The following is a 13,315-nucleotide window of genomic DNA, read 5'->3' on the forward strand; positions in this document are numbered from 1 at the left end:
ACACCATGTTCAGGAAAAATAGTAAGCCGTTCTCCCTGCGGGCCCGTTTTCTTATGGCAACTGCCGGTGTCATCCTTGCGCTATCACTCTCTTATGGCATGGTGGCGGTGGTGGGCTATATTGTCAGCTTCGATAAGAACACCTTCAAAGCTCACCGTGGTGAAAGTAACCTATTTTTCAGTCTGGCACAGTGGCACGATAATAAACTCAGTATTTCGATGCCCCCTGAACTTGAGCTGAACATCCCTACGCTGATTTTGATTTACGATAAAGATGGCAACATCTTGTGGCGTCAGCGTCATGTCCCTGAACTGGAATCTCGTATCGAAAAAAGCTGGTTACAAAAACCGGGCTTTTACGAACTGGATACTGGAACGCACATCAGTAGCATGATGCTCGGTGATAACCAGAAAGCCCAAGATCAGCTTAAAAAATATGACGATACCGACAACAGCGCCTTAACTCACTCAATCTCCGTCAATACTTATCCCCCGACCTCCCACTTGCCACAACTCACTATTGTGGTCGTCGATACTATCCCGCAGGAGCTACAGCGGTCTGATCTGGTTTGGGACTGGTTTAGCTACGTCTTACTGGCAAATTTACTGTTGGTGATCCCCCTGCTGTGGCTGGCAGCCTATTGGAGTCTACGGCCAATTAAAGCGCTGGTCAGCCAGATCAATCAGCTTGAAAAAGGTGAGCGCGAACAACTGGATGAGAACCCGCCCCGCGAATTACAAAGTTTGGTTCGTAATCTCAATATTTTGCTAACTAATGAACGCCAGCGTTATACCAAATATCGCACCACACTGTCGGATCTCACCCATAGTCTTAAGACCCCACTGGCAGTATTACAGACGGCATTACGCTCTTTGCGTACCGGTAAACAGGAGAGTATCGAGGAAATTGAGCCGATCATGCTTGAGCAGATCAGTAGAATCTCCCAACAAATTGGTTACTACCTGCATCGGGCCAGTATGCGTTCAGAACATAGCGTGCTGGTGCGGGAAATTCACTCTGTTCCTGCCCTGCTAGATAGCCTGTGCAGTGCGCTAAATAAAGTTTACCAGCGTAAAGGGGTCGTATTGACTCTCGATATCTCGCCGGAAGTTACTTTCCTCGGTGATAAAAATGACTTTATGGAGGTGATGGGTAATGTTTTGGATAACGCCTGCAAATACTGTTTGGAATTTGTTGAGATTACCGCCCTACACTCTGAAAAACAGCTCACTATCGTCGTCGAGGATGATGGGCCGGGCATCCCTGAAAGCAAGCGGCAGTTGATTTTCGAGCGCGGTCTGCGGGTGGATACATTACGCCCAGGGCAAGGGCTGGGGTTATCGGTCGCCGCCGAAATAATCGAGCAGTATCAGGGTAAAATTTCCATCACTGAGAGCCCCTTAGGTGGCGCAAAAATGATGGTAACCTTTGGCCAACAAAACGATTATCACGATGATTAACAAAATTTGCCTATCCCCCCTGATACTGGTGACAGGCATCCGTTATAATCACTGCCAAGCCCCCTCCTATTTGGAATAAACATGGATTACCAACTCGATCTCGATTGGCCCGATTTTCTGCAGCGCTACTGGCAGAAACGTCCCGTTATCCTTAAACGTGGCTTTAAAAATTTTATTGACCCGCTCTCGCCAGACGAGCTTGCCGGATTAGCGATGGAGAATGAGGTCGATAGCCGTCTGGTCAGTCATGAGGATGGTCGCTGGCAAGTGGGTCACGGCCCCTTTGAGAGCTTTGACCACTTAGGTGAAACCAACTGGTCACTGCTGGTTCAGGCGGTTGACCACTGGCACGAACCCGCGGCGGCATTAATGCGCCCCTTCCGTGCGCTTTCTGACTGGCGCATGGATGATTTAATGATCTCCTTCTCAGTACCCGGTGGCGGCGTAGGCCCGCACTTTGACCAATATGACGTCTTTATCATTCAGGGCACCGGTCGGCGGCGCTGGCGGGTCGGCGAAAAAACTGAAATGAAGCAGCATTGCCCACATCCAGATTTGCTGCAAGTGGCCCCCTTCGACGCCATCATTGATGAAGAGATGGAGCCAGGTGATATTCTCTATATCCCACCGGGTTTCCCTCATGAAGGCTATGCACTTGAAAATGCATTGAATTACTCTGTCGGTTTCCGCGCACCGAATGCACGAGAACTGGTCAGTGGCTTTGCTGACTACATACTTTCGCGGGAGTTAGGTAGCTACCGCTACAGTGATCCCGACCTGCCATTGCGCGAACATCCTGCTGAGGTGTTGCCGCAAGAGGTCGATAAGCTCCGTACCATGATGTTGGATTTAGTCCAGCAACCAGAGCACTTCCAAAATTGGTTCGGTGAGTTTATCTCTCAATCGCGCCATGAGTTGGATATTGCACCACCGGAGCCGCCTTATCAGGCCGGTGATATCTATGAGTTGCTCCAGCAAGGCGAAGCGCTGCAACGCCTAAGCGGCCTACGTGTGCTGCGCATTGGTGAGCATTGTTATGCTAACGGTGAGTTGATTGATACACCGCATTTGCAGGCTGCCGACGCATTGTGCCAATATTTCAGTGTTGATGCCGAGAAACTGGGTGACGCACTGGAAGATCCATCATTCCTGGCGATGCTAAGTGCGATGGTGAACAGCGGGTATTGGTATTTTAACGACTAATTTTGCGGTTTATGACATAAAAAAACGCCCCGAATAGTGGGGCGTGAGGTTATTGACAAAGTATCGGTTGCGGAGGGAACAGGTAGATCGTAAAGACGCCGTAAATCCTTCCCTGGAGGCTCGATCCGCGCCATCCCTGGCGCGGACGCTTTACTCTTCTACCCGTCCCTCCGTTCCAGATCGCGCCATCGGAGTTTGTCAGCAGTCTGGTGCCCCAAACAACGGGGTGTTTTGCTAAAAAATAGCCAGTAATTTTATGCGGCTTTAGCTCGTTTAGCGGTCAACTCCGCAATTCGCATAATAACTGAGACCGCTTTCTCCATCCCTTCCAGCGTAATAAACTCATGCTTACCGTGATAGTTATAACCGCCGGTAAAGATATTTGGGCAAGGCAACCCACGGAAGGATAGCTGAGCGCCATCGGTTCCGCCACGGATCGGCTTCATAATCGGGGTGATATCACAATCGCGCATGGCCTGCTGCGCCAGTTCAATAATATGCGGATGCTTAATAATATGCTCACGCATGTTGTAATAGCTGTCATCCATAATGATTTCGATATAGCAATCACGGTGTAAACCTTTCCCGACCCGCTTGGCAATATCTACCATATTCTTCTTGCGCGCTTCAAAACCATCGCGATTGAAGTCCCGCACAATATAGTGCATTTCTGCCCGCTCAACAGTGCCTTTGATACTTTGCAGATGGTAGAAACCTTCGTAACCCTCTGTACACTCAGGTGTTTCCTCCACAGGAAGTTCCTGATGGAAACGAGTCGCCAGCGACAAAGCATTGACCATCACCCCTTTAGCACTGCCGGGATGAACATTATTCCCTACAATTTTGATGGTCACTGATGCCGCATTAAAGTTCTCAAACTCCAGCTCACCGACACCGCCACCATCTACGGTGTAAGCCCACTGCGCAGCAAACTCCTCCACATTAAAGAAGCGCGCACCTTTGCCCACCTCTTCATCTGGTGTGAATGCAATGCGGATATCCCCGTGAGGAACCTGGCTGTGCTTTAAGCGCACTATGGCGGTGACTATCTCGGCAATGCCAGCTTTATCATCTGCGCCTAACAGGGTTTTACCATCAGTGGTTATCAAGGTGTGCCCAAGTAGCTGATGCAATACCGGGAACATAACCGGAGATAAAACCTCATCACCCATCCCTAGGGCAATATCGCCACCGCGGTAATTTTCTAAAATCTGTGGATTGACGTTTTTACCTGAGAAATCAGGTGAAGTATCAAGATGGGCAATAAAACCAATGGTGGGGACCGGCCAGGAGACATTTGCCGGCAATGTTGCCATGAGACAGCCATGGTCACTCAAGCTAACCTGAGAGAGACCCAGCGCCTGCAACTCCTGTTGCAATGCCTGAGCAAGCTTGCGCTGCCCTTCAGTGCTCGGCACGGATTTTACATTAGCTTTTGCTTGTGTATCAAAAGAGACATAGTTGAAAAAGCGGTCGAGTAATTTGTCCATGGTTCCCACCCTCATAATAGTGATTATCATTATGGGGAAGTGATCGTGATCAAATATTGCGTCAGGTCAGTTTTAGACAAACTTAAGCCAGAATAAAAGCCGCGACATAAAAAACTCGCCGGATGAGTTATTCATCAACCGGCAGAGTATTATTGCTGTGCCACAAAAGCAGAGAGAGCATTAGCCGAAATAATTAGTCGCCCTGACGATTCTCGCCACGCGTGGTTAAAAATTCGCGCACATATTCTGGTACTACTTTACTCGCCAGACCATAGTGCTTCTCATCAAACTGACTTTCCACCTGACTAGGTTCCAGATTCAACTCGACGGTATGCGCACCATGTAAGCTTGATTCATGCACAAACCCGGCAGCAGGATAGACATGACCTGAGGTGCCAATTGAGATAAAGAAATCAGCTTCAGCCAGTGCTTGATAGATCTCATCCATCCCCATCGGCATTTCGCCAAACCACACAATGTGCGGCCGCAGCGGTGAAGGGAATTGGCAGCAGTGGCAGCGCTCATCAGCAGAGAGATCACCCGGCCAATCCAGCACTTGGCCAGACTGCGTGCAACGGACTTTCAGTAGCTCACCATGCATATGGATCACTCGTTTACTGCCCGCTCTTTCATGCAGGTTATCAATATTCTGAGTCACCAAAACAAAGTTATCACCAAGCACCGCTTCCAAATCGGCCAGTGCGAAGTGAGCGGCATTGGGTGCAATATCTGGCTGCTGCAACTGACGACGGCGCGCATTATAAAAAGCTTGGACTAATTCAGGATCCCGACGATACCCCTCAGGCGTGGCGACATCCTCCACTTGATGCTCTTCCCATAAGCCATCAGCGGCACGGAAAGTACGAATACCAGATTCAGCCGAGATACCCGCTCCCGTCAGTACCACCACCAAGGGTTTCTTCATTTCTGAGATGGCAGCACTGTCCCGATGAAAAATACGGGAGCGAAAACGTTGATGCCGCAAATGCTTATTCTTGCGAAACCGACATAGCCGATGGCGAATGCGCATAACTTTTTGCCTCTTCTATAACCTTGCCACTTGGGGCGACAGGGGCAACATACCGCCCACCTGTAGCATCAATGACATTGGGTATTATTATTGATAGTAACGACTATTACTCATTCAAATTCAGAAATGCAGCCCCACGAACACCACCCGCATCGCCATAACGCGCTTTTTCAATGCGTGGCAAGCGCGCCACCCGCAATAAGTGTTGCGGTAAGCGTTTGGGTAGCTCCTCATAGATCTGCGCGAAATTAGATAATCCGCCGCCAATCACCACTAAATGGGGGTCCAGCATGGTCAGTAAGTTGCCCAGACACACGGCGAGCACATCCATAAATCGCTCAATATGAGCCACGGCCTTAGGTTCACCAGCATTATAGTTGGCGATAATTTCGGTCGCGGGCAAAGATTGTTGAGTGAAGTGCTGATACAGCCATTCAAAACCACGGCCAGAAATATAGTTCTCGATACAACCATTATGGCCGCAGCCACAAGGCACCCGAGGAATATCTGCGCCCAAGATATCTAGCGCATCCACCGGTAAGCGGAAGTGACCAAATTCACCCGTGATATGGTTGCGTCCACTAACAATGCTGCCGTTGACAATCAGACCACCGCCAACCCCTGTGCCAAGAATCAGCCCCAAAACGGTTGGATAGGCACGAAATTCAGGGTCCCAAGCTTCAGACAGCGCAAAACAGTTGGCATCGTTATCAATGCGAACTTCGCGCTGAATCAATTTTGACAGGTCGCCTTGCAATGATTGGCCCATAGCCGCCGGAACATTGGCGGTGAAAACAGTGCCATCATCTGCATTAGGCAAACCGGGAATACCAATACCCACACGGCCTTTAACACCACAATGCGCATCTGCTTCCAGTGTTAAACTCTGTAATGTTTGCAGCAACTGTTGATAGTCTTCACGTGGCGTAGGGACTCGTTTATGCCAGATTCGCTGTAGGTTGGCATCAAAAACGCCCAACTCAATTTTGGTGCCACCCATATCAAAGCCGTAATACATAAACTTATCCTTATATGCCCTAGATAATTCGAGTTGTAGCCTGCGGCCAACACAGATGCCGCTGGGAGTATCACGGCAATAACTACTGCCCGCTCAATACCCGCGCAGGATCAATACGACTGGCACGACGCGCAGGATACCAGCTGGCAATCAAACTCAGCACCAGCGCAGTTGCCAGTACGCAGGCCACGTCAAACCAGTGCAGCTCTGACGGCAAGAAATCGATGAAATAGATATCACCCGACAAAAATTGATGCCCGATCAGCTGTTCCAAACCGCGGATAATGGTGGTTAATTGCAGCGAAATAATCACCCCCGCCACCACACCGCTAATGCTACCGATAAGCCCGGCCAGCAAGCCATACCAGATGAAGATGGCCCGGATCAGGCCATCTTTAGCGCCTAACGTGCGCAATACGGCGATATCACCACTCTTATCTTTAACCGCCATCACCAACGTAGACACAATATTAAAACTGGCAACCCCGATCACCAGCACCATAGCTAAGTACATGATAGTGCGGATCATCTGGATATCTCGGTACATATAGCCATAGGTGCCAATCCAGCTGCTGATATAGACATAGGCGTTACTCATCTCACCGGCGCTGCGCACCAGTTTATTGGCGTTATAAACATCATCTACCTTGATGGCGATACCGGTAACACTATCACCCATATCAAGATATTGCTGTGCATCAGCCAATGGCACCAGTGCCAGACTGTGATCCAACTGACCACTTAGCTGAAAGATACCCGCCACTTGTAGACGAATGCGCTTAGGTTGCAGCAGTTTCATCTCAGGATCGCTATTGGGGATCATCACCGTCAGCCAAGAACCCTGTTTCACCCCCAGGGCATCCGCCAGACCCTTGCCTAAGATAATCTGCTGCTGCCCCGCCTTGAAATTATCCCAGGCGTGATCAGCAACAAAACTGGGCAATGCGCTAAGGCGCTGCTCAGACTCGGGATCAACCCCTTTGACCTGCACCGCCCGCAGCTGCGTGGCGTTTTCAATCAGCCCGGTAAAATTGATATAAGGAGCCGCCGCCAGAATACCCGGCACTTTTTCAATGCGTTGTAAGCTTGATGACCAGTCAGCGAATGGCTGATTAACTGCCGCAATCTCGCCATGAGGTACAACCGCCAAAATACGGTTTTTCAGCTCACGTTCGAAGCCATTCATCGCACTTAGGCCGACGATCAATACGGTAACACCCAAGGCAATACCCAGAGTGGAAATCACCGAAATTAGCGACACCATACCGCCACGACGGCGGCCACGGCTAAAACGCAAACCGATTAAGAGCGAAAGTGGCAAAGCACCCATCACTGCGCCCCCACCAACGTCAAGTGCTGTTGTAACTGACCATCACGCATTTCTAACTGGCGACTCATCCGTTTCGCCAACTGTAAATCGTGGGTGACCACTAAAAATGCCGTCCCTTGACGAACATTCAATTCACCCAGCAAATTGAAGATGCTATCTGCATTGCGTTGGTCAAGATTACCGGTCGGCTCATCGGCTAAAACCAGCGAAGGGTTATTGACCAGCGAGCGGGCAATCGCCACCCGCTGGCGCTCACCACCGGATAACTCCGAGGGGCGATGCTTACTGCGCTTCTCCAGCCCGACGGCCACTAACATGGCACGGGCTTTATCCTGCGCCTGCGCCGGTTTAGCGCCGCCGATTAACAGTGGCATCGCGACATTTTCTAATGCAGTAAAATCAGGCAACAAATGGTGGAATTGATAGATGAAACCTAACTCACGGTTACGCAGTTCCGCTTTCGCACTGGAGGAGAGCTGATTCAGTGAGCGCCCCTGATAAATCACCTCACCGGAGGTTGGGGTATCTAAACCCCCCAACAGATGCAGCAAGGTGCTTTTCCCTGAACCGGAGCTACCGACAATTGCCATCAGCTCACCAGACTCAATGGTGAACGACACATTGCTCAGAACGTCAGTATGCAGTTGCCCTTCCTGATAGCGTTTGCACAAGTTTAAGCACTGTAATAAAGGATGATTACTCATAGCGTAAAGCCTCGGCAGGTTGTGCGGCGGCAGCGCGCCAGGAAGGATAAAGCGTGGATAGCAAAGCAATCGCCATCGCCACCAGGGCAATGACCGTGACCTGAAGCGGGTTAATCTCCACCGGTAATGAGCCGCCATCGATCAGTAAACCGAGAATAGGGATGATGGTGTTCAATTGGCTGGCGAGTAAAATACCCAATCCGGCACCAAGCAGCGCACCAATCACGCCAGCGGTCGCGCCCTGCACCATAAATATCAGCATGATTTGGCGGCGGCTCAAGCCTTGCGTCTGCAAAATAGCCACCTCGCCCTGCTTTTCCATCACCAACAGGCCCAGCGAGGTGATGATATTAAAGGCCGCCACGGCGATAATCAGGCTCAGCAGCAGCCCCATCATATTTTTTTCCATGCGCACGGCCTGGAATAACTCACCTTTGCGATCACGCCAATCCTTCCAAACCATGCCCTCCGGCAAGGTCTGCTGACTCAGGCTATCAACGGAGAGCGGCTGTGAAAGGAATAAACGCCAGCCGGTAATATTGCCCGCCGGATAGCGCATTAGGCGCGATGCATCCTGCTGATTAACCAGCATTTGATAGCCATCGACCTCGCTGTCCGCCGCGAATGTCCCGATCACATTAAATAGCCGCTGGCTAGGGATGCGCCCCATCGGGGTAAACTGACTGGCACTCGGCACCATCAAACGCAGCGTTTCACCCCGTTTAACCCCTAACTGCCCTGCGAGCTTCTCGCCGAGGATCATATTGTAGCTACCGGGCTGTAAATCTTTCAGCTGCACATTAACCAAATAGCTAGCCAATGGCTCATGCTGAGAGGGATCAACCCCCAACATCACCCCCGCGGAGAGATTGCGCGCGCTTTGCAACACCACGTCCGCGGTGGTCAGCGGCACAATGTCGGTCACACCGGTCAGTGATTTCAGTGCTGAAGCTGGCATCTGCTTCGGGTCGAGTGAACCTTGCGGCGTGGTTATCAGCGCCTGTGGCATCAGCCCCAAAATATTATCTTGCAAACCGCGCTCAAAACCATTCATCACAGATAATACTGTAATCAGTGCCATCACACCCAGCGTGATGCCAATGGTCGAAAGCCACGAAACGAACCGACCGAAACGGTCGGATGCACGGCCGCGCATATAACGCAGGCCAATAAATAGTGCGACAGGTTGATACATGAAATCTGTTTAGATCCTGTTGCTAAAGCAAAGTGATCGAGGATAATAAAGGGTACTACCGCTTTATGGAACCATTAACCGCCTAAATCTCCGGCTTTTATTCCAAAAAAGAGCACCCATCTGTGGCTATAGCTGTTCACGTGCTAGGATAGCCGCCGAGATAATTTGTCCTGATAAAGAGACTGTTTAACTGCTTATGTCCCAACAATATCGTTATTCATTACCTGAACGACGTGGCGATACCCGTCAGTTAGGTCAGTTGACCGGCTCTGCTTGCGCGGTCGAATGTGCGGAAATCATTGAGCGCCATCATGGCCCGGTAATGTTAATTACCCCCGATATGCAGACGGCGCTGCGCCTACGAGATGAGATCCAGCAATTCTCATCATGGCCGGTGAATACCCTCTCCGACTGGGAAACACTGCCGTATGACAGTTTTTCACCGCATCAGGATATTATTTCGGCCCGCCTCTCCTGCCTATACCAGCTTCCTGCAATGGAACGCGGCGTTATTATTCTCCCAGTCAATACCCTAATGCAACGGGTATGCCCCCATGAGTTCCTGCATGGTCATGCACTGGTGATGAAAAAGGGCCAGCACCTGTCACGGGATAAGTTACGCGCCCAACTAGAGCAAGCAGGCTACCGCAGTGTTGATCAGGTCATGGAGCACGGTGAGTTTGCCACCCGTGGCGCACTGCTGGATCTCTATCCGATGGGCAGCGAAGAGCCATATCGCATTGATTTCTTTGACGATGACATTGACAGTTTGCGGGTGTTTGATGTGGATACCCAGCGCACGCTCACTGAAGTTGAGCAGATAAACTTACTGCCGGCTCATGAATTCCCCATTGATAAAGCGGCCATTGAGCTATTTCGCAGCCAATGGCGTGAGCAGTTCGACGTCCGCCGTGATGCGGAACATATCTATCAGCAAGTGAGCAAAGGCATCTGGCCCGCTGGGATCGAGTACTGGCAGCCGCTGTTCTTCAGCCAGCCATTACCTTCACTGTTCAGCTATTTACCTGAAAACACCCTATTGATAAACACCGGTTCACTGGAGAACTCAGCTGAGCGTTTTTGGCTCGATGTGAATCAGCGTTTTGAGAGTCGTCGCATTGACCCAATGCGCCCATTGCTGGCCCCCGAAACCCTCTGGTTGCGGGTAGACTCGCTATTCAGCGAGCTAAAAGAGTGGCCACGGCTCCAGCTTAAAACCGATGAACTGCCCGCCAAAACAGCCAATACCAACTTGCACTATCAGGCGCTACCTGATTTAGCGGTGCAAGCGCAGCAAAAAGCGCCATTGGATAATCTGCGCCGCTTTATTGAGGCATTCAGCGGCAGCATTGTGTTCTCCGTAGAGAGTGAGGGGCGACGCGAAACACTGCAAGACCTGCTGGCACGGATAAAAATCAGCCCGACCCTGATAACCGAATTATCGCAAGCCCGCGCCCCCGGCCACTATCTGATGATTGGTGCGGCCGAACGAGGCTTCCTTGATGCGGATAAACAGCTCGCGCTGATTTGTGAAAGCGATTTGTTGGGCGAGCGCGTTAGCCGCCGTCGGCAAGATAACCGCCGCACCATCAATACCGATACTCTGATCCGCAATCTGGCCGAGCTACGCCCCGGTCAGCCGGTGGTGCATCTGGAACACGGCGTTGGCCGCTATCTGGGCCTGACCACCCTTGAAGCGGGCGGTATCAAAGCTGAATACCTGATATTGACCTATGCCGGTGAAGATAAGCTGTATGTGCCGGTCTCATCCTTGCATCTGATTAGCCGCTATTCCGGTGGTGCAGACGAAAATGCGCCGCTGCATAAACTGGGCGGCGAAGCTTGGGGTCGGGCACGACAGAAGGCCGCAGAAAAAGTGCGGGATGTGGCGGCTGAACTGCTGGATATCTACGCCCAGCGCGCAGCCAAATCGGGCTTCAAATTTAAACTCGATCGCGAACAATATCAGCTGTTCTGCCAAAGCTTCCCGTTTGAAACCACCCCGGATCAGGAACAGGCCATCAATGCAGTTCTCAGTGATATGTGCCAGCCGCTGGCGATGGATCGACTGGTGTGTGGTGATGTCGGCTTCGGTAAAACTGAAGTGGCGATGCGGGCGGCATTCCTCGCGGTGGCTAATAATAAGCAAGTCGCGGTATTGGTGCCGACCACCCTGCTCGCCCAGCAGCATTTTGACAACTTCCGCGACCGCTTTGCCACCTGGCCGGTGCGGATTGAGATGATGTCTCGCTTTCGTAGCGCCAAAGAGCAGCAGCTCATTCTGGAGCAAGCCGCGGAAGGGAAAGTTGATATTATTATCGGCACCCACAAGTTGCTGCAAAGTGATCTGCGCTGGCAAGATCTCGGCCTGCTAATTGTCGATGAAGAGCACCGTTTCGGTGTGCGCCATAAAGAGCGCATTAAAGCCATGCGCGCGGATGTGGATATCCTGACGCTAACCGCAACGCCTATTCCGCGCACACTGAATATGGCGATGAGCGGCATGCGCGATTTGTCGATTATTGCCACCCCGCCAGCGCGTCGGTTGGCGGTGAAAACCTTTGTCCGCGAATATGACAGCCTGGTGATTCGGGAAGCGATTTTGCGTGAGATTCTGCGTGGTGGGCAGGTTTACTACCTGTACAACGACGTGGAGAACATCGAAAAGGCTACCCAGCGGCTAGCTGAATTAGTGCCAGAGGCACGGATCGCAATTGGTCATGGTCAGATGCGTGAACGGGATCTAGAGCGGGTGATGAATGACTTCCATCACCAGCGCTTTAACGTGCTGGTATGCACAACGATTATCGAAACAGGTATCGACATTCCTAGTGCTAATACCATTATCATTGAACGCGCCGATCATTTTGGTCTGGCACAGCTACACCAATTGCGCGGCCGTGTCGGGCGTTCGCATCATCAAGCTTATGCCTACCTGTTGACGCCGAACCCAAAAGCCATGACCGCCGATGCCAAAAAGCGGCTGGAGGCGATCGCCTCACTGGAAGATCTCGGTGCGGGCTTCGCGCTGGCAACCCATGATCTGGAGATTCGTGGGGCGGGTGAATTGTTAGGCGAGGACCAAAGCGGCCAGTTGACCACCATTGGTTTCTCGCTCTACATGGAGCTGCTGGAGAACGCCGTTGATGCACTGAAAGAGGGGCGCGAGCCATCACTGGAGGATTTGACCAGTCATCAGACTGAAATTGAGATGCGTATGCCGGTACTGCTGCCCGATGATTTCATTCCTGATGTGAATGTCCGGCTTTCATTCTATAAACGTATCGCCAGTGCACGTAATGAAACAGAACTTGATGAGTTAAAAGTTGAGCTAATCGATCGCTTTGGCAAGCTGCCAGATGCTGCCCGCTACCTGTTACAAACCGCTGAATTGCGTCAGCAAGCGCAGAAGTTGGGGATTAAGCGAATTGAAGGCAATGAACGCGGTGGTTTTGTCGAATTTAGCGAGAAGAACAGGGTCGATCCGGTCTATCTGATTGGGCTGCTGCAACGTCAGCCGAAAATATATCGACTGGAAGGGCCAACCAAGCTGAAGTTTATGCAGGATTTAACTGACCGGACGCAACGACTGAAATTTATCAGCGAATTGTTAGCGGCATTTGCTCAGCATTGCGTAGCTTAATTGGCTAATTAGCGCGGGCTCTCAGCAAGGAGAGACCCGCGTTAATGCTAATGCCACTCGCTAAACTGTTATACTCTTCGTGCCTGGCGCCGCAGGGGTGTTAGCTACACTCACTCACCCGAATCACTTACTTGAGTAAGCTCATCGGGATTAATGAGCCTCAAAGAGGCTCACCCTACGGGCTAGCATAAATGCTGTTCAAATCGGTTTTCACCGATTTGTCATTCATTTGCTGCCTACCT

The 13,315-nt window shown here is 51.2% G+C and carries 9 protein-coding genes; 3 read left to right on the forward strand and 6 right to left on the reverse strand.

Annotated elements, in window-relative coordinates:
* Nucleotides 1–5: 5 nt before the first annotated feature.
* Entirely contained in the window at nucleotides 6–1,460 is a 1,455-nt protein-coding gene (gene phoQ, locus HRK25_RS17445) for a two-component system sensor histidine kinase PhoQ (protein WP_032897407.1), read from the forward strand.
* A gap of 81 nt (nucleotides 1,461–1,541) precedes the next feature.
* A complete protein-coding gene (locus tag HRK25_RS17450) occupies nucleotides 1,542–2,663 on the forward strand; it encodes a ribosomal protein uL16 3-hydroxylase (protein ID WP_005273123.1) in 1,122 nt (373 codons plus the stop codon).
* A gap of 254 nt (nucleotides 2,664–2,917) precedes the next feature.
* Here HRK25_RS17450 and pepT read toward each other — a convergent pair whose 3' ends face one another.
* The 6 genes from pepT to lolC all read right to left on the reverse strand — a co-directional run bounded on the left by pepT (nucleotide 2,918) and on the right by lolC (nucleotide 9,430).
* The gene (gene pepT / locus HRK25_RS17455; RefSeq protein ID WP_032897404.1) at nucleotides 2,918–4,153 is read right to left on the reverse strand and encodes a peptidase T; all 1,236 of its coding nucleotides are present in this window, start codon (nucleotides 4,151–4,153) and stop codon (nucleotides 2,918–2,920) included.
* A gap of 193 nt (nucleotides 4,154–4,346) precedes the next feature.
* On the reverse strand, nucleotides 4,347–5,183 hold the full coding sequence (gene cobB / locus HRK25_RS17460) for a Sir2 family NAD+-dependent deacetylase (RefSeq protein WP_032897401.1): 837 nt from the start codon (nucleotides 5,181–5,183) through the stop codon (nucleotides 4,347–4,349).
* A 106-nt stretch (nucleotides 5,184–5,289) separates the two neighbouring features.
* A complete protein-coding gene (nagK, locus tag HRK25_RS17465; RefSeq protein WP_005273114.1) occupies nucleotides 5,290–6,201 on the reverse strand; it encodes an N-acetylglucosamine kinase in 912 nt (303 codons plus the stop codon).
* An 82-nt stretch (nucleotides 6,202–6,283) separates the two neighbouring features.
* Nucleotides 6,284–7,531, reverse strand: coding sequence for a lipoprotein-releasing ABC transporter permease subunit LolE (lolE, locus tag HRK25_RS17470; protein ID WP_005273110.1), 1,248 nt, complete (start codon nucleotides 7,529–7,531; stop codon nucleotides 6,284–6,286).
* Entirely contained in the window at nucleotides 7,531–8,235 is a 705-nt protein-coding gene (lolD, locus tag HRK25_RS17475) for a lipoprotein-releasing ABC transporter ATP-binding protein LolD (protein WP_032897398.1), read from the reverse strand. Before lolD ends, lolE begins: the two co-directional genes overlap by 1 nt.
* Complete coding sequence (gene lolC, locus HRK25_RS17480) at nucleotides 8,228–9,430, reverse strand: lipoprotein-releasing ABC transporter permease subunit LolC (RefSeq protein WP_005273108.1); 1,203 nt, start codon at nucleotides 9,428–9,430, stop codon at nucleotides 8,228–8,230. Before lolC ends, lolD begins: the two co-directional genes overlap by 8 nt.
* Nucleotides 9,431–9,626: 196 nt before the next feature.
* Between lolC and mfd the strand changes: the two genes are divergently transcribed.
* On the forward strand, nucleotides 9,627–13,073 hold the full coding sequence (gene mfd / locus HRK25_RS17485) for a transcription-repair coupling factor (RefSeq protein WP_049602460.1): 3,447 nt from the start codon (nucleotides 9,627–9,629) through the stop codon (nucleotides 13,071–13,073).
* Nucleotides 13,074–13,315 lie beyond the last annotated feature (242 nt).

This window comes from Yersinia bercovieri ATCC 43970 (assembly GCF_013282745.1).
Classification (GTDB): domain Bacteria; phylum Pseudomonadota; class Gammaproteobacteria; order Enterobacterales; family Enterobacteriaceae; genus Yersinia; species Yersinia bercovieri.